Below are 22,152 nucleotides of genomic sequence, written 5' to 3' on the forward strand. Positions count from 1 at the left end.
CCTGACCAGATGGTCAGTCGGCATGGCGGGGTTGTGATGGAAGGTGGTCGTCATGCGCCGACCCGTTCGCCTTGCGGAGCCGACATTCCATCGGCGGACTGTATGCGCCGGCCGAAGCGGTGTAGGAGCCGTGCCACCATCGACGCGTTTCCGGCCGTCGCCGGGTTGAAGGGTACGACAGACGCATGCGGGAATTGCTGTCCGATTTCGTGAGCGGCCTGCGTTCGCTCTCTCCCCGGCGCTTCCCCTATCGCCGTTTTGCCCTCGCCCTTGCGCTCGGCGGTTTCGGCGGCTGGCTCTTCGTGCAGGCGAAATTGCCACTGCCCTGGATGCTGGGCTCCATGGTGTTCTGCACGGTCGCCGCGCTGCTCAAGGCGCCGGTCTCCGCGCCTGGCGTCATTCGCCCTCCGATGAGCGCTGTGATTGGCGTCATGCTCGGCGCGGGCTTTCGCCCCGATCTCGTGGCGCAATTGCCGAACTGGTTGCCGACTCTGATCGGCCTCGTTCTGTTCATGACCGCCTGTGGCCTGTGCTGCGTCACCTATTTCCGCCGCGTTGCCGGGTTCGACAGTGTGACAGCCTTCTTCGCCGGCATGCCGGGTGGGTTGATGGAGATGGTTCTCCTCGGCGAGGAGAAGGGCGGCGATGCCCGCATCATCGCGCTGATCCACTCCGCCCGCGTGCTGCTCGTTGTGATGACGTTGCCCTTCATCGTGCAGTCGATCGAGGGTGTTTCGCTGTCCGCAACCCGCAATGCTGGCCCCTCGCTGGCGCAGACACCGCTTTTCGCCGAGCTCTGGCTTATCGGCTGTGGCGTCTTCGGGGTCATCCTCGGGCATTTGCTGCGGCTGCCGGCCAAGCACCTGCTTGGGCCGATGGTAGCGAGTGCGCTGGTCCATTTCCTCGGCTGGAGCGATTCCGCGCCGCCCTTCCAGGTCGTCAACGCAGCCCAGCTCGTGCTCGGCGTTACCGTCGGCTGCCGCTTTGTCGGCACCTCGCCAAGCGTGATCCTGCGTGTCCTGCTGCTCTCGGTCGGCTCGACGGCGGTGCTGCTTGCCCTAACGATTGCCTTCGCCTGGGGCGTCTCGAAGGTCTCGATTTATGGTCACGTGCCGCTGATCCTGGCCTATTCGCCGGGCGGGTTGGCCGAGATGAGCCTGATCGCGTTGGCGCTCCACACAGAGGTCGCCTTCGTCGCGGCCCATCACATCATTCGTGTCTTCCTGGTCATGGTCGGCGCCGGGCCGGTCTTCGGCCTGATCCTCGGCGACAAGCGCAAGACGGAGGCCGCGCCGGCTGAGTAGCGCCTGAGGCATCGGCGGAACAGTGGATTGCGGTTTTCGGGTCGTTGCAGACACAGAAGCTCAGGTCGTCGGGTCGGATAGGATATCCGGTCCCGAGATCTAGTGGCGCGCGGCCGTGAGCCCGGCGGCCAGCGCGCTCGCCAGGGCAGCCCTCTGGATGGCGATGAAGGCGGCTCCATCGATGCGCTGAGGGTTTCCCGCGCGCGCGCCTCGCACACGTTCTGTCAGCGCCTGGGCAAAAGCCTCCGGCTGGTCGGCGAGCGAGAAATTCTCCGGCAGCGCTGTAAAGCCGCGGCAGGAGAGTGTCGTCGCCACGGCTGGCATGCCGAGTTGCATCGCCTCGATCGTCTTCAATTGCACCCCGGTTCCGGCGCGGCTGGACAAGGCCAGCACATGGCAGGACTGGAGGAAGGTGTTCGCATCAGCGACGCGCCCGACCAGTCGCACCCTTTCTGGAACCGGTGGCATCTCCGCGGGAAGCCGCCCAGCAACCGCAACCGAGATATCGGTCGGAAGGAGCGGAGCGACCTCGCGCAAGAACCAGTCGAGACCGATGAAGTTCGGCTGCCAGGTCCAGGTTCCGATCATGCCGACGTCGAAGGCCGGTGCGACCGGCTCCGCCATGGCCGCTGGTTGCGGGCCACTGCCCGAGACGAGCGGCAGGACCGCCGCCTTCGCCGCGGCAGGGCCGAGCGCGCGTCGGTCTTCCTCGGCCAGAGTCCAGATATAGCCGACCTCGTTCCAGAGGCGCGTCTCGACGGCTTCCAGCAACCTCGCCTCACGGGCATAGAGCCAACTCATCAGCCCGGTGCCGGCATGCGCCGCATTCTGCCGGGCGGAGACATGTTCGATATTGTGCTCGACCAGCACACAGGGCCCGAGCGTGGTCAGCTCCGGGACGGCGCCGGGCAGCATCACCGAGTTGAGAATCACAGCATCGAACGGGCCGCGGGCCCTTACCGCCTCGACGAGCTTGCCAGCTCCGGCGAGCCGCAGCTTGGCGCAGGCGACAGGCAGGCCGTGGCTGAGCGCATAGGCAAGCCATTGCAGCCTGCGGCTGGCAGGAGCGACTGCGTTCTCGATATCGACAGCGCCAATCACCACGGCCTGTGCGGGGCCGGCCGGCACTTCGCCCGGGCGCAGGAAACCGAAGGCGGTGACCTCATGCCCGGCGGAGCGCAGCGCATCGAGGATTGCGGCATTGGCGATCTCGAAGCCGGTGTCGGGCTTTGCAACCGGGATCAGCGAGGTGATGAAGGCAAGGCGCAACGGGGCCGATCCTGACGATAGGGATGGCTGTGAGAGAGGCGTCAGATGTTCGAGCGGGTCAAGTTCGGCGACGAACTATCCTGAACATCGGATGTGGGAGTGTGCGCGCGGGCACGGGATCGCCGACACCGAACCTTAAGCGGAGATGTGGCATGCTGGGGCACCATGGCTGACCCCCTCCATCATTCCGCCGGCAATTTGGAAGGCGCCTCGCGACGCCCCGCCATTTCCGGCTTCGATGCACCCGAGACCTTCGAGATCGTCGCGGCTTCGCCAGAGGCGGCGCTGCGAGGCGTCGAAAGCGTCATTTGCGTGCCAACCTTCAAGCGGCCGGAGCTGCTGGAGCGCACCTTGCGCTCCCTGGCAGTGCAGCAGGGCGGGCATGATTTTGCGATCATCGTCGTCGAGAACGAAGGCATCGAGCGCGCCGGCGCGGAGCGGGCGAGCACCCTTCACGCAGCGGGGCTGTTTAAGGGATACGTCATCGTCGAGCCGCGACAGGGCAACTGCAAGGCCTATAATGCCGCCTGGCGCTGCGGGCTGACCCGCCTTCCCGCGCTGAAGCAGGTCCTCGGCATCGATGACGACGAGGAGGCGCTGCCGCTGTGGCTCGACGCTTTTCTGCGTGCGGCGGCGACTGCGCCGGCCCAGCTCTTCGGCGGCTCGGTGAGCCCCGTCTTCGAGGATCAATCGCGAGCCTGGCTGAGCGCGCATCCGGTCTTTCGATCGCATTATGCTGCCTCGGGCGAAGTACCGATCCTGTTCTCGAGCGCCAATTACCTGATCCGGCGCGGGGTGCTGGAGACACTCGGCTTCCCCTTCCTCGACGAGAGTTTTGATTTCACCGGCGGCGGCGACAGCGATTTCTTCCGGCGCTGCAAGGAAGCCGGCTTCCGCTTCTGGTGGGTCCAGGATGCCGCAATGCGCGAGACGATGCCGAGGCGCCGCACGGAATTCAGCTGGATCGCGGCGCGCAGCCTGCGCAACGGCGCGATCTCGGCCACGATCGAACGCCGCCTCGATCCATCGGCGCGGGGGCGGCTCAAGGTTCTGGCGAAGAGTCTCGCGCTGCTCGCAGCCTCGCCCTTTCGCGGGCTTGCGCTGGGTCTGCGCACCGGCTCGGCTACGATCGGGCTCTATCACGCGCAGGTGGCGCTCGGTCGCCTGATGTCGGAGCTCGGCGTCGGCAACGAGCAATACCGCAAGCCGGACAAGAACTAGAGCGTGCGGCATGGCGAATGGTGATGCAGCTCCGATAGGAGCGGAGCGTTTTTGCTGGGGCATTATTGGAACCGGTGTGATCGCGCGGCAATTTGCAGCTGATCTTGCTTTGCTACCGGACGCGCGGATCGGCGCGGTCCAGTCCCGTGCGCTGGACAAGGCGCAAGCCTTTGCTGCCGAGTTCGGAGCTACCGTCGCCTATCGCGATCTCGAGCCCCTTCTCGCCGATCCGGCCATCGATGCCCTCTACATCGCGACGCCGAACTCCTTGCATGTCGCACAGGGCCTCCGGGGTATCGCTGCCGGCAAGCCGGTCTTGATCGAGAAGCCGATCGCCCTCACAGCGGCCGATGTTCACAGCGTGATCGAGGCGAGCCGGGCGCATCGCGTCTTCGCGATGGAGGCGATGTGGACGCGCTTCCTGCCGGCCGTAGTGGCGGCGCGCGAGCAGGTGGCGGCGGGGAGGATCGGCAAGGTTCGGCGCATTCGGGCGGATCTCTCCTACGTCCGCGAGGAAATCCCCGGCAGCCGCTTCTTCGACCCTGCGCTGGGCGGAGGCTCGGCATTCGACCTTGGAGTCTATCCGGTCTCGCTTGCCTTGCATTGGCTTGGCAGTCCCGAGCGCGTGACTGGTCGCTGGTTGGCGGCGCGCAGTGGAGTCGACCTGCGTTGCGAGATTGTCCTGCACTATCCGGAGGCGGTCGCGGAGCTCTCCTGCGGCTTTGATCGCAACGGAGGAAACCAGTTCCTGATCGAGGGGGCCGCAGGCGCGATCCGTCTGGACGCGCCCTTCCTCAAGGCGCAGCGTCTGACACACTACTCCACCGCGGCACTCGGGTGCTCGTGGCGAGGGCCGCGACTCCGGTTTGGGCTGGCCGGAAGGCTGCTCGACCGCCTGCCGATGCCGGGACGCATCCGGGAGAACTACAGCTTTGCCGGCAATGGACTGCAATTCCAGGCCCGCGCCGTGATGGATGCCGTTCGACGCGGTGAGACCGGCTGCGCGACCATGCCGCTGGCTGAAAGTGCGGGTGTATTGAGTATCATCGAGACGGTTCTGGCGCAGCCCCCGGCCAAAACCTTCTGATCAGAAACGGCTCTGCATCCGATAGGGCTGCGGCAGGTCGCGGGCATTGTTCAACGCCAGCGCAAGCTCGGTGATGTGGAGTGCTAGCGCGCCGGAGAAGGCAGGTTTCTGCTTCGCCGCAATCGCGGTTGCTTGGTCGGCAATGCCGCGTGCGAAGTCGATTTGCGAGGGGAAGGCCGGCAGCGCGGACCGGCCCGTGGCGGCGGGGTAGGTGAGTCTACGGCCAGGTTCCGGCTTCCAGGGCAGGAAGCGGCCGAGCCGCGCCTCGACACGGTTCGCCAGCAGGCGGGGGAGACTGCGCGGTCCATCCGTGCGCTCGAGATAGACCGCGGATCGGTTGTCCCAGAGATCGCGGACCGTGATCGTTCCCTTGTCCCCGAGAATCTGTAGCGAGCGGTCCTTGGGTGCGGCCAGGCCGCAACTCAACCGTGCGACGGGACCGGAGCGAAAGGTGAGGCAGCCGACCGAGAAATCCGGGGCCATGGTGATGGTCTCGGTGCCGGGACCCTTGTCCGGGAATGTCACCGCTGAGAACGCGGTCAGCGCGTCGACCGGGCCGAAGAGGGAGACGAGCCAGGAGAGAGCATAGCCCGCATGCTCCAGCGTGCAGCCGATCTCGAACTCATGCAGGCCAGGCCATGGTGCGCCGGAGCGCGACCGCCAGGTCGCCCAGTTGCCCCGGAAGACCGGGCCGTCCTCCATCGCGGCATAGACCAGCCGCGGCGTGCCGATGGCACCCTGCGAAAGCGCATCGCTCACCAACCGATGGGCATCGCTGAGGCCGTTCGCCGGTGCGGTAGCGAGCGTCAATCCAGCGGCTTCCGCCAGGGCGACGAGCTCGCTTGCCTGCTCGAGCTGCATCGCCAGCGGCTTTTCACAATAGACATGCTTGCCTGCGGCGAGCGCCTGCCTGGTGATTTCATAATGGCTTTCGGGCGTCGTCAGGTTGACGACGATGTCGACCTGCGGATCGGCGAGCACGGCCTCCAGCCCCTCATAAGGCTTCGTGCCGTAAAAGGCGCAGAAGGCCCGGAGACGGTCCGGCGAGCGATCATAGACGCCGGCAAGCTGAAGCCCGCGGTGGTTGGCCAGCGTGGTCATGTAGTAGTCGGCAACGAACCCTGTGCCGATAAGCGCGATCTTCATCACGGCGTCCTGTCTGGCGATCGGGAGCGACGCGGCGCTCAGGCTTCGTTGCTGACGAAGCCACGGATCTTGGCTGCGTTCCTGCCCAGCGCCCTACTGGCCTGCTGGAGTTCGACCGCGGCGGCCTCGCCCGCGCGAACGACCAGCACGATGTCGTCGACCGCATCTGCGAAACGCTCCGTGAAGGCGTCGGAGCCCAACGAGGCGCCATCGATGAAGATCGGCCCGAAGCGGCGGGCTGCGGCGAAGAAGTCGTGGCTGATCTGTTCGGCCGTGACGCGTTCCGGATGCCCCTTGCGCGGAACGAAGAACAGGCCGGTGCCCTCGTCCTGCAGCGCCGCGCGGATCAGGCTGGCGCTGCCGGAGACAATCTCGTGCACACCTGCCTGCGCCTCCGGCGCGAAGACCGATGTCAGGCTGTTTCCGCCGAGGCCGGCATCGACCAGCATGGCCGGCAATCCCGCCTGTGCGGCATCGAGCGCCAGGTTGAGCGCCAGCGTCGAGGCGCCGGCATTGCGGCGCAATCCGGTGACGAGAACCCGCCGACCGGGACTGCCCTGGCTGGCGAGCTCGGTTCGGATGCCGCGGATCGCCCTGGCGAAGGAGGCATTCGGTTTGTCGATGACGTCAACGAGATGAGCCTTGGCCTGGAAGACCGAGCGCACTTCGCCATCCCGCCGCCAGCGTCGATTCCGCACTGCCGGCAGTTTTGCCAGTAATGCGGGTGGCGGAGCCGCGGAGGCTTGTACGACCTCCGGATTCGGAGCGGGGACCGGTTGACCGCCTTGGATCGCCATGAAGCGTCGCCAACCGGTCCTGGCGGGGGCCGCGACTGCATCTGGGGGGGACGGCTCCGTGGCAGCGGTGACCGAGGGGACGGGTTCGACATGAGCGGGCGAGGACGGTGCTTGAGCGGCAGCAGGCTCACGCCGGTTGCGGAATGGCCAGCGGCGCAGCCCGGGAGGCGGTGCAGGCAGGGAACCGCCAAACAGCGCCAGTCCGAGCGCGGCGATCGCGCCCAGGCCGCCACCGGCGATGCCTCCGAGCATGACGATGGTGCGCCGGCTGACGCCGCTCTTCTCGAGCGCCGGCATGGCCATGCTGATGACGCGCGCATTGGTCGTATCGATGCCGGATAGTTCCCCGGTCTCACGCGCCCGGCGCAAGAAGGCGTCATAGACGGCGCGCGAGGATTCGATCTCGCGTTCGAGCTCGCGCAACTGCACCGAAGCGCGGCCGGCGCTGTATTGCTGCCTGGTCAACTCCTCGACGCGCCGGGCGATCTGCCTCTCGGCGTCGACGGCGCGGTCATATTCGATCTTGGCGGCGCGCGCGATACGGGCAAGTTCCTCGTTGATCTGCCGGCGCGCATCGCGCACCTGCGCCTGCGCCGCGGCGAGCGCCGGGTGACGCGAGCCGAGCGAGGCCAGCAGATCAGCTTCCTTGCTGAGCGCCGCGCCCAGTTGGGACCGGAGCGCGGTCATGGTGTTCGAGGCGACCGCTTCGGGTATGGCACCCGCTTCGATGCTCGAGGCCCGCGTCGCAAGCGTCTGGTCGTATTTGGCCTTGGCTTCGCTGACCCTGGTGCGCAGCGCGACAAGCTGGGCATTGTTCAGCGCAAGCTGCTCTTCACCGATCGTCTTGCCGCCTGCACCGACGAGGCTGTTGGCCTCCTTATATTTCTCGGCCTTCTCCTCGGCGATGCGCAGGCGGTTGCGCAATTCTTCCAGGCGCCCGGTCAGCGCGCCGGTTGCGCGTTGCGCGGCCTCCGCGCGGACGGAAGCCTGGTCGTCGAGATAGGCGGTCGCAAGCGCATTGGCGATCCGTGCCGCCTTGTCGGGATCGCGCGAGGTCACCGAGATGTCGATGACGAAGGTCCGCTCGCCACGCCGAACCGTGACGTTCTTGTCGAGGGCTGCGAGCGCATAGAGCAGCCCATCGCGGGCTGAGGTGCTGTTGCTGCCGGAGAGGAGCCGACCCAGCCCGCTCTTGGCGGCCTCGCCCCCGAATTCCGGATCCTTGTCGAGGCCCTCGCTCTTGATCACGCGTGCCTTGATGCTGTCCGAGGCGATGATGCGCGCCTGGCTTTCGAGATAGGCCGTAAGCGAGGTCGGGTCGCTGCCGACCGCATTGGGCGAGACTTCGTTCTGCAGCACGCGCAGGTCGCGTGGATCAATGAAAAGCTGGGCGGTCGAGACGTATTTCGGCGGAATGAACAGGCTTGCCAGTGCCGCAAGGAGAGCGCCGGCCAGCGCTGCCGCGATGATCAGTCCCTTTCGGCTCCACAGCGTCTGAAAGAGCCAGGCCGGGTTGGTCAGGCGCGCCAGTGCCGACGGCACGGCTCCGCCGGCCGCCGGCTCCGTTCGGCTGCCGGCCTGTTCGGTTCTGCTGAGCTCGCCATCGGCGGTCTCGGTCGTGAACATGACGCTACGCTTCACTCAAACCCGCCCGGCCCGGGATGATGATGGTCGTCACCCCGACGGACATCGAACTCACCAACACCGCTCAGCTCGTCCCCAGCCGATAGCGGTCAAGTACCTTCATCATCGGCTTCGGCCGGTAGTCCTCATCGAGGGGCAGCGGCCGCGCCTTGGCAGAATCCTTACGCGCGAAGGTCTCTCCGATCCATGAATAGCGGTCGCTGAGGCCCCAGGTGACGATCGCCTTGGGCTGGCGCGCGGAGACCACCGCGTTCAGGAAGGTCGAAACGAGATTTGCCGCGGCACTGTCGCGCTCCCGCGATAGAGCGGGCAACTTCCAGTCGATCACGTCGAGTTCGGTAATCTCGACGTCGACGCCGAGCGTGCCGAGATCCTGCATGAAATGCTGCAGGCCGGGCGTATCGATGGCCCGTTCGCCGTAAAGATGGGCCTGCATGCCGAGTCCATGGACCGGGATTCCCTTGTCGCGCAGGTCCCGGATGAGCGAGAGAACCGCGGCGCGGCGTCTCACGATGCGCGGATCGGTATCTTCGAAATCGTAGTCGTTGATCACCAGCCGCGCCTCTGGATCGATCTGGGCCGCGGTCCGGAACGCGATCTCGATATGTTCGGGGCCGAGCAGGCGCTGCCAGATCGTGTCGCGATAGGGTTGCTCGAGAGTCGGATCGTGAGCGATCACCTCGTTGACCACATCCCAGGTCGCGATGACGCCCTTGTAGCGGTCGACGACGGTCTCGATATGGCTGATCAGCTCGCGCTCGGCCTCCGCCCTCGTGCTCATCTCCTTGGCCCAGGGCGGCAAGGCCATGCCCCAGACCAAGGCGTGGCCGCGCAGGGCCTGCTTGTTCCCGCGCGCGAAGGCGACGAGCTCGTCGGCTCCGGAGAAATCGAACCGGGAGCGGTCATGCCGCAGCGCTTCCCATTTGAGGTCGTTCATCGGGACAATGACGTTGCAATAGGTCTTCAACGCCTCGCGGTAGCGCGGGTCGGCGCGGAAGGGCTCGATCTGCGCGGCCGAGCCGAATGGAATGGCTGGTCGACCAGCCTGCGCGAGGCCGGCACTTGGCCAGGCCAGGGCGAGGCTGGCAGTTCCGGCCAGGGCGTCGCGCCTGGTGATGCGGCTCATGTTCCGTTCCGATTCAGGCCGCTGCGCGGGGCAGCGCTTCCCGTGCTTCGTTTAGGGTCGCTCAATGCCTTTGCGTTAAGCGAGGTTCGGGCTCAATTCTGGCGTGAGCAGGGCCCGAGCCAGCTCTCGCCGCCGCCGCAATGGACTCCATGTCGCCAGATCGTGCCACCATATCCGCCTACCTTACGATCCTGAGCGGCTCAGCCGGTCGTCTCATTATCTCTCTTGTATATTTCCTCATCGTTGCGAATACGTTGACCCTTGGTGAGTTTGGCCTGTTCGCGACGGCCTCCTCGACAGGCCTCATTCTCTCGCGAATGCTGGCATTCGGCTTCGTCTCGCCGGTCTATCGCGTCGCCACGGTCAAGCCGCGTCTCCTCGGCGCCTATCTCGCCGGCTTCGGCGGGCTTGCCGTCCTGTCGCTGCCGCTGATCGCTGCAGTCGCAGCCCTGGCCTATGTCGCCTTGTTCAGGGAACGGCTGGATCTCCTGCCCTTCGCCCTGATCATCATCGCCGAGGTGCTCGGCTGGCGCCTCGTCGAGGTCATCGCCATCATCAATAACGGCCTCAGGCGTTTCAGGCAGTCGGCTCTGCTTGTCATTATCGGCTCCTCGCTGCGGACGGTTGCTGCGGTTGCCTTTTATGGTCTGGGCCATGCGAGCCTCGAAACCTGGGTCTGGGCCTATCTCGGGACCACGATCCTGTCGGCGGTGATCGCGCTGACGCTGTTCTTGCCGCCGCTGCGCCTGCGTTTCGTCAGGGCGCTTTATCCCCGACGCATGGCCGATGCCGTATTCGCGGGCGCGGCTGACATCGTGTTCTACGTCCAGTCCGAACTCGACAAGCTGCTGATGCTGGCGCTCGCGGGCGAACGCACAGCAGGGCTCTATGCTATTGCCATGCGCGTCATCGACCTCACCGCGATGCCGGTGCGCAGCTTCAACCAGATGCTGGTCCAGAAGATCATGAAGGATCGCGGCCTCGGCGGCGGCTGGCGGCGCAAGATACTGGTCGAGCTCGCGATCGCACTGGTCTCGATCGGCGGCCTCGTCGCCATCGTCATCCTGCTGATGCCGTTTCCCGGGGCGCTCGGCCGGAACGTCTCCGACGCTGCCTATCTCTTCCTGCCGATGTTCGCGGTGCCTGCCTTCCGCAACCTCGTCGAGTATCACGCCGAGTTGCTCTATGCGCGGGAGCGCACCGGATCGCGTATCGCGCTGCTCTGCGCGATCACCGCGCTCAAGGCGGCATTGATCGCCTGGGTAATGATACGCTTCGGCCAGGACGAAGCCTGGGCGCCCTGGTTCAACGCCGTCTTCGGCGCAGTCTATCTGCTCTCCGCCACGGTCACCTATCGGTTGCTTGGCCGGGCACGCTGAGCAGGGACTATTGGGCCTCGAACAGAGCCTTCAGGCGCTCGACGGGCTGCCCGATGAAGGATTGCACGCCGACCGCGACCTGTCCCGGTTCCAGTATGTCCTCGAAGCTGCGCAACGTCGCCAGCTCTCCGACGTCTTCAGGAAACCAGTAAACCTTGCAGAGCTCGTGTTCGTCCGGCCAGTGGCCGGCGGCTTCGAGCCCGAGCACGCGTTCAACGAAATAGCCGTAGATCATGTATTCCGAGAATTGCCGGTGCGTGGCGATCGCTTCGACCCAGCTGCGCCCGGCTATCTCCTCGATGCGCGTCATCATCGCCAGCACGGCGTCCCGCCGCCAGCTTACGAGATTGTTGATGTAGTCGGCGCTGGGAAATGCTGGTTCCGGCAGTCCGAGCAGTCGGGCCGCCATCATGCACCAGTCGGTATGCTGGGCCATGGTGCCGGTGATGCCGTCCGGCTTGCGGTAGAGCCGGGCCTTCCCGTCCCGGCCGAGGCGCGTGACGTCGAAGGGGCGCAGGAACATCATGTCGGAATCGGCGAAGATCACCACGTCCTCGTGGCTCTTCATCGGAAAGGCGAGTTTGCGCAGCTGTTGCGCGTGCCAGCCGCGCAGTGGCGGCAAGCCGCGCCGCAAGGCACCGAGACCCGTCCAGACCCGGCGACGCCCGAGGCTCAGGAGATCGGGCCGGGGCTTCAGCCACGAGGGCAGAAGCTCCGCTTCCGCGATTACCCGCCGCCGCGGACCTTCCAGCTGCTTGAACAGCGCGACGTCCCGATCCTCGACCAGAAGGTAATGGGCCGTGTGGCCGATGACGAAACGGTCGATGCTGGCGCAGAGCAGCCGGCAGCGTTCGAAATCACCGGCATAGCTCGGTGTCGCGATGGCGTAGCTCAGACTCATTGCGTCGGCCCGCGCGGCTGGAACCTGATGCGCAGCATCCGCAGCAGGAAAGCGGGATTGCCGAGCACATAGCGCCGCCATAGTCGACCGGGCTCCAGCAGGAGGCGGTAGAGCCATTCAAGCCGCAGGCGCCGCATGAGTTCCGGCGCGCGCTCGACTTCGCCTGCCAGGAAATCGAACAGTGCACCAATGCCGGCGGCGATCGTCGCGTGTTGGAGCGTGATCTTCTCTGCGATCCAGCGTTCCTGCAGCGGGTTTCCGAAAGCCACGAGCAGGAGATCGGGAGGGTTTTCGGCGAGCTGTGCCAGAAGCCCGGCCTCTTCGCTCTGAGCAAAATAACCGTGGCTCAGCACGGTGAAGCCGTGCCCCGGGTAATCCTGAGTCAGGCGGGCCGCAGCGCGCTCGGCCACACCTGGCTGCCCGCCCAGCAACGTCACGCGCAGCGGACGGTTCTGCGCGGCGAGCAGGGCCGGAATGAAGTCGGTGCCATTGAGATTTGCGGGAAACGACGCACCATAGAGAAGCCGGGAGCCGATATCGACGCCAATTCCGTCCGCAAGCACCAGGAAGTCCTTGAGCTGCGCCTGCAGCCTTGCGTCCACCGCGGCCAGGTTGACGAGGTTCGCATTGCAGAAGGCGAGCTTCACCTGGCGGTGACGGGCAAGCGCCGTGTCGAGCACGGCGAGCGCCTGCACGCGATCAAGCACAGCCACATCGATGCCGCCGATATCGCGGCGGGCATGGTCGGGATGATCGGCTGGCTGCGTGTGCGATGACATGTCGAAGAATGAAATGGCAGTCACGATCTCGTTCATTTCGAGGCGTTTTCGGTTCCCGTCTTGGCCGCTCACAACGGTGGATCACGCCAAGCCCGATGGACGGTGAACAGCCCTTACCCTGACTACCATCAGACCGGCTGCCGAGGAGTTGCGGAACGGGATTGGCGCTGTCTCATAACGGGACGCCGTCATGTCGGTCGTTGCAGCCGAATTCCTTGGCCTCTTCGTGTCGCGGCCGAACTCCGCTCTCGGCGTCTCATTCCGGCGCGTGACCGGGCGGCATGGCGCTTGCCGCTCGCAGCCGTAAGCGCAGTTGGAAGGGAGCGTCCTGTTCCGTTCCGGAGCGCTCGCCGCCGGCCGTCAGGCCGTTGTGGCTCCGGAGAGCCTGCCGCGATGATGAGCGTCAACGATCTGAACTATGCGGCGGCGGCTGCCGACGAACGCGCCAATGCCTGGCGGCACTGGATCGGTCTGGTCACGGCGCTGACGGACGCGGTCGTGGTGTTGACGATCGTGTCGCTCGCCTCAGTGGTCTACCACCTCCAGGTCTATGGCCATTTCGGCGATGTCAGGATCACGCGCGAGCTGGCGATGATGATCGCGGCGATCTTCGTCTTCACCAATGTGATGCGCGGTCGCTACCAGCTCAGCCATTACCTCTCGGCCAAGGGGCAGATCGCCTCGGCCTTCACGGTCTGGAACATTACCATGGTGGCTTTCATAGCCATCGCCTTCCTCGCCAAGATCGTCGACCATTATTCCCGCGCCGTCGTGCTCGTGACCTACCTTGCCGGCATTCCGCTGATCACTCTGGCGCGTGCCGGCATTGCCCGCATCATTTCGGTGGCCAGCAAGACCGGCCGCATCACCACGGAGCGGGTGTTTCTGATCGGCCGCGAACCCGACGTGATGTCCTTCGTCTCGCGCCATCAACCCTGGAACATGGGCTTCGCCATCGTCGATGTCGCCTTCCTGCACAGCAGCGACGCGCGCCGCATCAATGATCCGATTGCCGCGCTCAAGGCCGATCTGGTCACCGCTGCAGGGCGCTGTCGGCAGATGCGGCCGGACGCGGTGTTCATCGCCTTGCCCTGGTCGGATCAGGAGACGATCGATGCCTGCATCGATGCCTTCATGAACCTGCCTGTCGCGATCCATCTCGCGCCCGAGCGGATCATGGATCGGTTCGACAGCCCCCATATCGTGCGCATCGGCTCGTTCGCCAGCCTGCGGCTGACCCGCCCGGCGCTGTCCATCGCTGCGATCATCGCGAAGCGCGGCTTCGACATCGTTGCCGCTTCGACCATCCTGGTTCTTGCGATGCCGGTTCTGCTGATCATTGCGGGGTTGATCAAGCTCGACTCGCGCGGGCCTGTGTTCTTCCTGCAGCGACGTTACGGCTTCAACCAGCAGCCCTTCAGGATCTTCAAATTCCGCACGATGACGACCATCGACGACGGCGACGTCATTCGTCAGGCGACGCGTAACGACCCGCGCATCACGCGCATCGGCCGTTTGCTGCGTCGCTTCAATCTCGATGAGCTGCCGCAGCTCATGAACGTCATCGCCGGTCAGATGTCCCTGGTTGGGCCGCGCCCGCATGCGCTCGCCCATGATCACGCGTTCCAGCGCAAGATCGCGCTCTATGCGCGGCGTCATAACGTGAAGCCGGGCATCACCGGCTGGGCCCAGGTCAACGGCCTGCGCGGTGAGACCGACACGGACGAAAAGATGGCCAAGCGTGTCGCATTCGATCACTGGTACATCGATAACTGGTCGTTCTGGCTCGATCTCGGCATTCTCCTGCGCACCGTGTTCAGCGCGCGGGCCTATCTCAACGCCAAATAATCGAGTTGCTGATCTGCCCCGATTTGCGCAGACCAGTATGGCATCGAGCGCGCTGGCCTAGCGGAAATCAGGCAGCTACCGTGCAGCCCGATTTCTCAGCCGGGGGCTTGCCATGAACCAAATCGATTTAGACGGCCGCGTCGCCATCGTGACCGGTGGAGCGCAGGGGATTGGTCGGGCGGTTGCCGAGCGTTTCGCGGCGAGTGGCGCCAAGGTCGAGATCTGGGACCTCGATGGCGCGCTTGCAGCGAGGGTGGCGGGCGAGATCGGCAAGGGCGCGACCGGAATCGCCATCGATGTCACCGATGCCGTCGCCGTGAAGCGGGCGGCCGACGCGCTCGAGGCTCGCCTCGGCAGCGTCGATATCCTCGTCACCAGTGCCGGCATCGCGGGCCCCAATCTGAAGACCTGGGAATACCCGCTCGACGAATGGGCGAAGATCATGCGCCTGAATGTCGATGGCACGCTGCATTGCTGCCAGGCGGTGATACCCGGAATGCTGAAACGCAATTACGGCCGGCTGGTGCTGGTCGCGTCGATCGCCGGCAAGGAAGGCAACCCCAACGCCTCGGCCTATTCCGCCTCGAAGGCAGCCGTGATCGCGTTGACCAAATCGCTCGGCAAGGAACTCGCCGACAAGGATATCGCGGTCAACTGCATCACCCCCGCGGCGGCGCGGACCCGCATCTTCGACCAGATGAGCGAGGAGCATATCGGCTACATGCTGGCCAAGATCCCGCGCGGCCGTTTCCTCCAGCCTGACGAGGTCGCCTCGATGGTCGGTTTCCTGGCTTCCGCCGAAAACAGCTTCACCACAGGCGCGGTATTCGATCTGTCGGGTGGGCGCGCGACCTACTGATGCCGATCCGCGCCGCGCGGTTCTGCGCGGCGCGGCTTCCCTCTTCGGTCAGAGGCGCTGGCCGACATCGATCCGGTTGCCGTCCGGATCGGCGAAGACGAAGGACCGCAGCCCGTATTCCTGGTCGCGCAGCCCCTTGATGATGCGCAGCCCTTCGCGCTGGCAGATCGCGTGCAGGGCCTTGGCATCGCCGACCATCAGATGGGCGAGGTTGAACGGCGCGGCAGGATGCCTCTTCTGCAGGGTGAGATGCAGTTCGGCTTCATCGCGCTTCAGGATCATGAAGCCGACGGGGACACCGTTCTCGAAGGTTTTCCGGAAGCCGAGCACACGCGTGTAGAAGTCATGGGCCTTGTCCATGTCGCGTACTGGCAACATGGCGGCAATCCGCCCGAAGCGGATTACGTGGTCGGTTGGGTCGGTCATGGCAACGTCTCGCGATAGGGAGCTGCTTCATCCAGTACCGGCGGTGCGGCGCGGACGAGCGCTTTCCAGGGGGGTGAAGAGAGACGGTGCTCCGGTTGGATGATTAGCAGGCGGATGGGCTGTCGCGCCAGTCATGGAAATTCGACCTGGGGACGTCTCTGACTGCTTCCCCCGCAGGGCCGATGCGCTATGGTTTCGCCATGACCGCCTCGCTTCCCTCCGCCGCCGTCCTTGGTGCCCGCGCCTTTGCCGCACTCGATGGACTGAACCGCTTCACCGACGAGCCGGGCAAGATCTCCCGCCTCTACCTGTCTCCTTCGCATCGGCAGGCTGCCGAGTGGACGAAGGGTGCGATGGAGGTGGCGGGGCTTGAGGCCTTCATCGATGCGGCCGGATCGGTCCAGGGCCGGCGCGAGGGCGCAAAGCCTGGTCTCCCCGCCGTGCTGATCGGCTCCCATATCGATACAGTGAAGGATGGCGGCCGGTTTGACGGCAATCTTGGCGTCGTCGCCGGTATCCTCGCAGCGCAGGCGCTTCGCGATGCCGGCATCGTCCTGCCCTTCGCACTGGAGGTCGTTGCTTTCGGAGACGAGGAGACGGTGCGCTTTCCGACCTCCCTTTCGACCTCGTCGGCCTTGATCGGGCACTATGATCCGGCCTGGCTGGACTCGCGCGATGATGATGGTGTGGTGCTGCGCGATGCGCTCGTCGCCTTCGGCGGGGACCCATCGGGTATCGCTGCGCTGAAGCGCAAGCCCGGCTCCGTAAAGGCCTATCTCGAAGTCCATATCGAGCAGGGTCCGGTGCTGGAGAGCGAGAACGAAGCCGTCGGAATCGTCACGGCCATCAACGCCCAGAAGCGGGCCCGGGTCCACGTCACGGGCGAGGCCGGCCATGCCGGGACGGTCCCGATGAAGCTGCGCAAGGATGCACTTGCGGCTGCCGCGGAGATGGCGCTGGCGCTCGAGGACATCGCGGCTGCGCATGAGCAGGCGGTCGGCACGGTCGGCGTGTTCCGGCCTGATCCGGGCGCCACCAATGTCGTGCCCGGCGCGGTCGACTTCACCGTCGATTTCCGTTCGCCGCGCAACGAGACTCTGGCGAGCATGGACAAGGCCATTGCCGAGCGCTTCGCTGCGATCGCGGCACGGCGCGGTGTCGGGTTGGAGATCACGCCCTATTCGCAGGAAGATGCGACGCCGATGGCGGAGCGGCTGCAGGAGGCCTTTGCGACGGGCATCGCCCGTACGGGCTCGAACCTCAGCGCTCGCCGTCTCCCGTCCGGCGCCGGCCATGACGCCATGGCGATGGCAAGGCTTTGTCCCGCAGCCATGCTCTTTGTCCGCTGCGAGAGAGGCATCAGTCATTCCCCGCAGGAGAACATGACCGAACTCGACGCAGGCATCGCGATCCGGGTGCTGCTCGAAACCATCCTGGAGCTGGCGCGACAGGAGGGGTGATCCCCCCTGTCCTGCTCGGCTATGTGTGCCGAGCAACCATCTCCTGAACCGGGCAGTGCCGATGGCCGGGACAAGCCCGGCCGGCGCCCGGGCCTTACTCGAGCGCCCCGACCACTGCCTCGACCGCCTCGACGATCGCGCCCGAGCGCACCAGCGCCGTCGCCTGATTCATCTCGGCGGCATACCAGCGGTCCCCGTCGAGCGCGGGCGGGATCGTCTCACGCAACGCGTCGAGTGCAGCCTGAGTGCCCCGGCCGAGCGGGTGGTCCTTGGCCGTCTCCGCGATCAGGGTCAGCGCCTGGCACGCCATCAGAATTTCCATGGCGATGATCATCTCGACATTCTCGACGACGGTCCGGGCCTTTCGGCCGCACCAGGTCGAGTTCGAGACATGATCCTCGGCATTCGACTTGCCTGGGATCGAATCGACGGATCCCGGCGACGACAGCGTCCGGTTCTCCATCACCAGCGCCGACATCGAGCACTGCACCGTGGCGAAGCCGGTGTTGAGGCCGCGCTTGCCGGCAAGCAGGTTGCGCGGCAGGCCGTAGCTGAGCGTCGGGTCGATCAGCCGGGCGAGGCGGCGCTCGCAGATCGAGCCGAGATCGGTCATGGCCATGGCGAGCAGGTCCATCGCCTGCGCGACGTATTGGCCATGGAAATGACCGCCGGAGATCACGGTGTAGCTGCCGCTTTCCTCGAAGATCAGCGGGTTGTCCGTGGCAGAGTTGGTCTCGGTGCCGATGACGCGCAGCACGTAGTCGAGGGCTTCGCGCGCCGGACCATGCACCTGCGGGCCGCAGCGCAGCGAATAGACGTCCTGCACGCGTGGTGACGGCGGCTTGCCGGGGGTGCGGCCGATTTCGTCCGGGTAGATCGTCTCGCGGGCCGAAGCCGAGCAGCGCTTCGAGCCCTGCGTCAGTTTCAGGATATTGCGGGCCACCAGCCCCTGGCCCGGATGGGGACGCGCGGCGTGGACGCGCGGATCGAAGGCTGCAAGCTCGCCGCGCATCGCCTCCAGCGAAAGCGCGAGCCCGATATCGGCCGCCTTGACCAGACGTTTGGCATCCTCGCTCGCCAGCACGCCGAGCGCGAGCGAAACCGTCGAGCCGTTGATCAGGGCAGAGGCATCCTTGGCGCCGAGCGGGAAATCCGGCGTGAGGCCAGCCTTCGCCAGCGCATCGCGCGCCGGCATGCGCTTGCCCTTGTAGATCGCTTCGGCTTCGGCGAAGCCGCAGACGGCCGCCGACATATGGGCGAGCGGGGCGAGATCGCCAGAGGCGCCGACCGAGCCCTTCTGCGGGATCACCGGGTGCACGCCGGCATTGAGGCAGGCGAGCAGGCGCTCGACGAGCTCGACCTGGGGGCCGGAATAGTTCGAGGCGAAGGCATTGGCGCGCAGCAGCATGGTGGCGCGCGTCACGTCTTCAGGGAAAGGCTCTCCGATGCCGGTCGCGTGGGCGTAGACGCTCTTGCGCTGATACTCGGTCATCTCCGACATCAGCACGCGCTGGTCCTTGAACAGGCCGACACCCGTGTTGAAGGAATACATGAAAGGCGCATCGTCGGTCATGAAATGCGCATCGATATGGGCGCGTGTCGCCGCAATGCGCTCGCGTGCCGCCTTGGCGAGGCCGGCCTTCTCGTAGCGACCGGATGGGCCCGGCCTTGCGACCTTGAGAACCTGCTTGCCCTTGAGCGTGCGCCCGTCGATCGAAACCGCCATGCTCGTCCCTTCCGCGTGGTCCGTTCTGTTTCCTCTGGTCTAGAGCATGGCATCCGAAAGGGGAAACCGGCCTTCTGGCGGTTTTTGCGCCCTAACTCCTTGATCGAAGACGGATTCAGGTTTCAAACCAAGCAGCTTTGCCGTTTCGTGAATAATCGGCCGGCCCTTGTGGCGTGGCTGCAGCAATGAAAAAGGCCGTGCACTGATGGGCGAGGTCAAGATTTGGAATTGGTGGCTCAGCCCGTACCAGCGCATGGTGCGCCGAACGCCTCATCTTGAGCGCTCCTGATCACGGATTCGCCTGCCAATGCCTCGCATGATCGACTATTTCTTCACGCTGTCCTCGCCCTGGGCCTATCTCGGCCATGCGGCTTTCCTCGAGACCGCCAAGCGCCATGGCGCGGCGGTGACCTACCGGCCGATGCCGGTGCGGGCGGTTTTCGACGAGACGGGCGGACTGCCGCTGCCGAAGCGCCACCCCTCGCGCCAGCGCTATCGTCTCGTCGAGCTGCAACGCTGGCGCGCACGGCGTGGCCTGCCGCTGGTGCTGCAGCCGAAGCATGTGCCGTTCGATCCCTCCCTGGCGGATCGCTTCGTCACCGCCGTGGTGGCGGCTGGCCATGATCCGGATCCCTTCCTGCGCCGCGCCTTCCACACCATCTGGTCGGACGAGCGGGACATGGGCGATCGCGCGGTGATCGCCGGGCTGGCCACCGCGGAGGGGCTTCCGGCCGAGGCCCTGCTGACGGCGGCCGAGAGCGCGGCGAGTTCTGAGCGCTACGAAGCCAATCGCGTTGACGCGATCGCTGCCGGTGTCTTCGGGGCGCCCTCCTATGTGCTCGATGGCGAGGTCTTCTGGGGCCAGGATCGTATCGAACTCCTCGACGCTGCTCTGGCGAGCGGGCGGCCCGCCTATCTCCCGCAAGCCTGATCAGCCTTTCGGGGGGCTGATCTGACGCGACGCCTCGGGTGCCTGCGCCCGGGGCGCTGGTATGTCGCGCCCCACGCGATATGGTTCAGGAACGCCTCTTGGGCGTGCTCAAGAATTCAATCGATTAAGGGAGCGCTGAGCGCGATGACACAGGATCATTCGGCACCGAACTGGCCGCAACTGGCTGACCTCAGGGGCAAGAGAATACTGATCACCGGCGCCAGCACCGGCATTGGCGCGGCGGCTGCCCGTGCCTTTGGTGCCAATGGCGCTCACGTCGGCGTTCACTACAATGCCAGTCGTGACAAGGCGGAAGCAGTGGCCCGCGAGATCGAGGCGGCCGGTGGCAAGGCTGTGCTGATCGGCGGCGACGTAACGAAGAGCGGCGAGATTCCGCGCATCATGGCCGAGGCGCTTTCGGGCCTCGGCGGACTCGACGTGCTGATCAATAATGCCGGAGGGCTGGTGAAGCGCGTGCCGGTCACCGACTATGACGATGGGATCATCGACGACATCATCGATCTCAACATCCGCCAGGTCGCGCATTTCATGCGTGAGGCGGCGAAGACCCTGATCGCGCAGGGCACGGGCGGCAGCATCGTCAATGTCAGTTCGGTCGCGGCGCGCATTGGCGGCGGGCCAGGCTCCGTACTCTACGCCGCCTCAAAGGGGTTCATCTCGACGGCGACCCGCGGCTGGGCTCGCGAACTGGTCAAGCACAGGATCCGGGTGAACGCCGTCTCGCCGGGCGTGATCATGACGCCGTTCCACGAGCGCTACTCGACCCCCGAGCAACTCGCCGCGATGCAGGCCGGCATCCCGATGGATCGGCTCGGCAAGGCGGATGAATGCGTCGGGGCGTTCCTCTATCTCGCCTCCGAGACACTCGGCAGCTTCGTCACTGGCCAGATTCTGGAGGTCAATGGCGGCCAGTACATGCCGTAACACTTCTTCCCTAGCGGCCCCCGCGACACCGCGCACCATTTCGCGTTAGGTTCTGCTCTCGTAGGAGAGGCCCGTCGCAGGAGGCCGCCGATGGACTACGAACATTTCTTCCGCACGGAGCTCGACGCGCTTCGCAAGGAGGGACGCTACCGAGTCTTCGCTGATCTGGAGCGCATCGTCGGGCGCTTTCCGCGTGCGCGCTACCACGGCGCGGACGGGCCCCGCGAGATCACGGTCTGGTGCTCCAACGACTATCTCGGCATGGGCCAGCACCCCGACGTGCTGGCCGCGATGCAGGAGGCTCTTGCCGGTTGCGGCGCTGGTGCCGGAGGCACCCGCAATATCAGCGGCACCAATCACTACCATGTGCTGCTCGAGCGGGAGCTGGCCGATCTGCACGGCAAGGAGGCAGCCCTTCTCTTCAACTCCGGTTACATGTCGAACTGGGCCTCGCTCTCGACGCTGGCCTCGCGGCTCCCGGGCTGCGTCGTCCTGACCGATGCGCTGAACCATGCTTCGATGATCGAGGGCATCCGGCATTCGCGCGCGGAGAAGCTGATCTTCGCCCATAATGATCCCGATGATCTGCGCCGCAAGCTGCAGAGCATCGATCCGGCCCGGCCCAAACTGATCGCCTTCGAATCGGTGTATTCGATGGACGGCGATATCGCCCCGGTCGCCGCCTTCTGCGACATCGCCGACGAGTTCGGCGCCATGACCTATATCGACGAGGTCCACGCCGTCGGCCTCTATGGTCCGCGTGGCGGCGGCATCAGCGAGCGCGACGGCCTCAGCGATCGCCTGACCCTGATCGAGGGCACGCTCGCCAAATCCTTTGGCGTGATGGGCGGCTATATCGCTGGCTCGGCCGCGCTCTGCGACTATGTCCGCAGCTTTGCCTCGGGCTTCATCTTCTCAAGCTCCCTGCCGCCGAACCTCGCGGCGGGCGCGCTTGCCGCGATCCGTCACCTCAAGACCAGCTCCGTCGAGCGCGAGCGCCAGAGCGACCGGGTCATGGCGTTGAGGAGCCGGCTAGACGCGGTCGGCATCGCGCATCTCGTCAACCCGAGCCATATCGTCCCGGTGATGGTCGGCGACGCGGTGCTTTGCAAGGCGATCAGCGACGAGCTGCTGGCGCGCTTCGACATCTATGTCCAGCCCATCAACTATCCGACGGTGCCGCGCGGCACCGAGCGACTGCGCATCACGCCGTCGCCGCTGCACAGCGACGCAGATATCGACCAGCTCGTGACGGCGCTGACCGAGATCTGGAGCAGGGTGGGACTGAAGCGCGCGGCATAGCC

Annotated in this window: 18 protein-coding genes; 10 read left to right on the plus strand and 8 right to left on the minus strand. The window is 65.6% G+C overall.

Features of this window, described 5'->3' with window-relative positions; genetic code table 11:
• Nucleotides 1-185: 185 nt before the first annotated feature.
• Entirely contained in the window at nt 186-1,304 is a 1,119-nt protein-coding gene (locus AB4099_RS14310; protein ID WP_113516811.1) for an AbrB family transcriptional regulator, read from the plus strand.
• 99 nt (nt 1,305-1,403) lie between these two features.
• Here AB4099_RS14310 and AB4099_RS14315 read toward each other — a convergent pair whose 3' ends face one another.
• The gene (locus tag AB4099_RS14315; RefSeq protein ID WP_441478555.1) at nt 1,404-2,573 is read right to left on the minus strand and encodes a glycosyltransferase; all 1,170 of its coding nucleotides are present in this window, start codon (nt 2,571-2,573) and stop codon (nt 1,404-1,406) included.
• A gap of 165 nt (nt 2,574-2,738) precedes the next feature.
• Between AB4099_RS14315 and AB4099_RS14320 the strand changes: the two genes are divergently transcribed.
• Nucleotides 2,739-3,794, plus strand: a complete 1,056-nt coding sequence (locus AB4099_RS14320; protein ID WP_441478556.1) for a glycosyltransferase family 2 protein — start codon at nt 2,739-2,741, stop codon at nt 3,792-3,794.
• A gap of 10 nt (nt 3,795-3,804) precedes the next feature.
• On the plus strand, nt 3,805-4,881 hold the full coding sequence (locus AB4099_RS14325; protein WP_441478557.1) for a Gfo/Idh/MocA family protein: 1,077 nt from the start codon (nt 3,805-3,807) through the stop codon (nt 4,879-4,881).
• On the opposite strand, the gene AB4099_RS14330 is transcribed toward AB4099_RS14325, so the two are convergent.
• From AB4099_RS14330 to AB4099_RS14340, 3 genes are all read right to left on the minus strand, one after another.
• Nucleotides 4,882-6,027, minus strand: coding sequence for a Gfo/Idh/MocA family protein (locus AB4099_RS14330; RefSeq protein ID WP_441478558.1), 1,146 nt, complete (start codon nt 6,025-6,027; stop codon nt 4,882-4,884).
• A 38-nt stretch (nt 6,028-6,065) separates the two neighbouring features.
• Nucleotides 6,066-8,465 carry a Wzz/FepE/Etk N-terminal domain-containing protein gene (locus AB4099_RS14335; protein WP_441478559.1) on the minus strand — a complete coding sequence of 800 codons (2,400 nt, stop codon included), beginning with the start codon at nt 8,463-8,465 and terminating at the stop codon, nt 6,066-6,068.
• Nucleotides 8,466-8,532: 67 nt separating this feature from the next.
• Nucleotides 8,533-9,594 carry an endo-1,4-beta-xylanase gene (locus AB4099_RS14340; protein WP_441478560.1) on the minus strand — a complete coding sequence of 354 codons (1,062 nt, stop codon included), beginning with the start codon at nt 9,592-9,594 and terminating at the stop codon, nt 8,533-8,535.
• 254 nt (nt 9,595-9,848) lie between these two features.
• Here AB4099_RS14340 and AB4099_RS14345 point away from each other — a divergent pair, with 254 nt between their 5' ends.
• Entirely contained in the window at nt 9,849-10,973 is a 1,125-nt protein-coding gene (locus tag AB4099_RS14345; RefSeq protein ID WP_441478561.1) for a lipopolysaccharide biosynthesis protein, read from the plus strand.
• Nucleotides 10,974-10,980: 7 nt separating this feature from the next.
• Here the strand turns inward: AB4099_RS14345 and AB4099_RS14350 are convergent, their stop codons facing one another.
• Together AB4099_RS14350 and AB4099_RS14355 are read right to left on the minus strand one after the other, a co-directional pair.
• Nucleotides 10,981-11,874, minus strand: coding sequence for a DUF6492 family protein (locus AB4099_RS14350; protein WP_113516818.1), 894 nt, complete (start codon nt 11,872-11,874; stop codon nt 10,981-10,983).
• A complete protein-coding gene (locus tag AB4099_RS14355) occupies nt 11,871-12,677 on the minus strand; it encodes a WecB/TagA/CpsF family glycosyltransferase (RefSeq protein WP_441478562.1) in 807 nt (268 codons plus the stop codon). Before AB4099_RS14355 ends, AB4099_RS14350 begins: the two co-directional genes overlap by 4 nt.
• Before the next feature lie 369 nt (nt 12,678-13,046).
• On the opposite strand from AB4099_RS14355, the gene AB4099_RS14360 reads away from it, so the two are divergent.
• Nucleotides 13,047-14,501 carry an undecaprenyl-phosphate glucose phosphotransferase gene (locus AB4099_RS14360; RefSeq protein ID WP_441478563.1) on the plus strand — a complete coding sequence of 485 codons (1,455 nt, stop codon included), beginning with the start codon at nt 13,047-13,049 and terminating at the stop codon, nt 14,499-14,501.
• A gap of 112 nt (nt 14,502-14,613) precedes the next feature.
• The gene (locus AB4099_RS14365; protein ID WP_441478564.1) at nt 14,614-15,360 is read left to right on the plus strand and encodes an SDR family NAD(P)-dependent oxidoreductase; all 747 of its coding nucleotides are present in this window, start codon (nt 14,614-14,616) and stop codon (nt 15,358-15,360) included.
• A gap of 48 nt (nt 15,361-15,408) precedes the next feature.
• Here AB4099_RS14365 and AB4099_RS14370 read toward each other — a convergent pair whose 3' ends face one another.
• Nucleotides 15,409-15,786 carry a glyoxalase superfamily protein gene (locus tag AB4099_RS14370; RefSeq protein ID WP_441478565.1) on the minus strand — a complete coding sequence of 126 codons (378 nt, stop codon included), beginning with the start codon at nt 15,784-15,786 and terminating at the stop codon, nt 15,409-15,411.
• 200 nt (nt 15,787-15,986) lie between these two features.
• Here AB4099_RS14370 and AB4099_RS14375 point away from each other — a divergent pair, with 200 nt between their 5' ends.
• The gene (locus AB4099_RS14375) at nt 15,987-17,246 is read left to right on the plus strand and encodes an allantoate amidohydrolase (protein WP_441478566.1); all 1,260 of its coding nucleotides are present in this window, start codon (nt 15,987-15,989) and stop codon (nt 17,244-17,246) included.
• A 94-nt stretch (nt 17,247-17,340) separates the two neighbouring features.
• Here the strand turns inward: AB4099_RS14375 and AB4099_RS14380 are convergent, their stop codons facing one another.
• Complete coding sequence (locus AB4099_RS14380) at nt 17,341-18,972, minus strand: HAL/PAL/TAL family ammonia-lyase (protein WP_113516823.1); 1,632 nt, start codon at nt 18,970-18,972, stop codon at nt 17,341-17,343.
• A gap of 307 nt (nt 18,973-19,279) precedes the next feature.
• Here AB4099_RS14380 and AB4099_RS14385 point away from each other — a divergent pair, with 307 nt between their 5' ends.
• The 3 genes from AB4099_RS14385 (at nt 19,280) to hemA (ending at nt 22,150) form a co-directional block, all read left to right on the plus strand.
• The gene (locus AB4099_RS14385) at nt 19,280-19,903 is read left to right on the plus strand and encodes a 2-hydroxychromene-2-carboxylate isomerase (RefSeq protein WP_441478567.1); all 624 of its coding nucleotides are present in this window, start codon (nt 19,280-19,282) and stop codon (nt 19,901-19,903) included.
• A 144-nt stretch (nt 19,904-20,047) separates the two neighbouring features.
• Nucleotides 20,048-20,848, plus strand: coding sequence for an SDR family NAD(P)-dependent oxidoreductase (locus AB4099_RS14390; protein ID WP_441478568.1), 801 nt, complete (start codon nt 20,048-20,050; stop codon nt 20,846-20,848).
• 90 nt (nt 20,849-20,938) lie between these two features.
• Nucleotides 20,939-22,150 carry a 5-aminolevulinate synthase gene (hemA, locus tag AB4099_RS14395; protein WP_441478569.1) on the plus strand — a complete coding sequence of 404 codons (1,212 nt, stop codon included), beginning with the start codon at nt 20,939-20,941 and terminating at the stop codon, nt 22,148-22,150.
• Nucleotides 22,151-22,152 lie beyond the last annotated feature (2 nt).

It is taken from the genome of Allobosea sp. 2KB_26 (assembly GCF_052115715.1).
GTDB lineage: Bacteria > Pseudomonadota > Alphaproteobacteria > Rhizobiales > Beijerinckiaceae > Allobosea.

What these genes read in the sequence shown, in the direction of transcription:
- AB4099_RS14310 (WP_113516811.1), top strand. Translation starts at nt 186, where the DNA reads ATGCGGGAATTGCTGTCCGATTTCGTGAGCGGCCTGCGTTCGCTCTCT.
- AB4099_RS14320 (WP_441478556.1), top strand. Translation starts at nt 2,739, where the DNA reads ATGGCTGACCCCCTCCATCATTCCGCCGGCAATTTGGAAGGCGCCTCG.
- AB4099_RS14325 (WP_441478557.1), top strand. Translation starts at nt 3,805, where the DNA reads ATGGCGAATGGTGATGCAGCTCCGATAGGAGCGGAGCGTTTTTGCTGG.
- AB4099_RS14330 (WP_441478558.1), bottom strand. Translation starts at nt 6,027, where the DNA reads ATGAAGATCGCGCTTATCGGCACAGGGTTCGTTGCCGACTACTACATG.
- AB4099_RS14340 (WP_441478560.1), bottom strand. Translation starts at nt 9,594, where the DNA reads ATGAGCCGCATCACCAGGCGCGACGCCCTGGCCGGAACTGCCAGCCTC.
- AB4099_RS14350 (WP_113516818.1), bottom strand. Translation starts at nt 11,874, where the DNA reads ATGAGTCTGAGCTACGCCATCGCGACACCGAGCTATGCCGGTGATTTC.
- AB4099_RS14360 (WP_441478563.1), top strand. Translation starts at nt 13,047, where the DNA reads ATGATGAGCGTCAACGATCTGAACTATGCGGCGGCGGCTGCCGACGAA.
- AB4099_RS14365 (WP_441478564.1), top strand. Translation starts at nt 14,614, where the DNA reads ATGAACCAAATCGATTTAGACGGCCGCGTCGCCATCGTGACCGGTGGA.
- AB4099_RS14370 (WP_441478565.1), bottom strand. Translation starts at nt 15,786, where the DNA reads ATGACCGACCCAACCGACCACGTAATCCGCTTCGGGCGGATTGCCGCC.
- AB4099_RS14375 (WP_441478566.1), top strand. Translation starts at nt 15,987, where the DNA reads ATGACCGCCTCGCTTCCCTCCGCCGCCGTCCTTGGTGCCCGCGCCTTT.
- AB4099_RS14380 (WP_113516823.1), bottom strand. Translation starts at nt 18,972, where the DNA reads ATGGCGGTTTCGATCGACGGGCGCACGCTCAAGGGCAAGCAGGTTCTC.
- AB4099_RS14385 (WP_441478567.1), top strand. Translation starts at nt 19,280, where the DNA reads ATGCCTCGCATGATCGACTATTTCTTCACGCTGTCCTCGCCCTGGGCC.
- AB4099_RS14390 (WP_441478568.1), top strand. Translation starts at nt 20,048, where the DNA reads ATGACACAGGATCATTCGGCACCGAACTGGCCGCAACTGGCTGACCTC.
- hemA (WP_441478569.1), top strand. Translation starts at nt 20,939, where the DNA reads ATGGACTACGAACATTTCTTCCGCACGGAGCTCGACGCGCTTCGCAAG.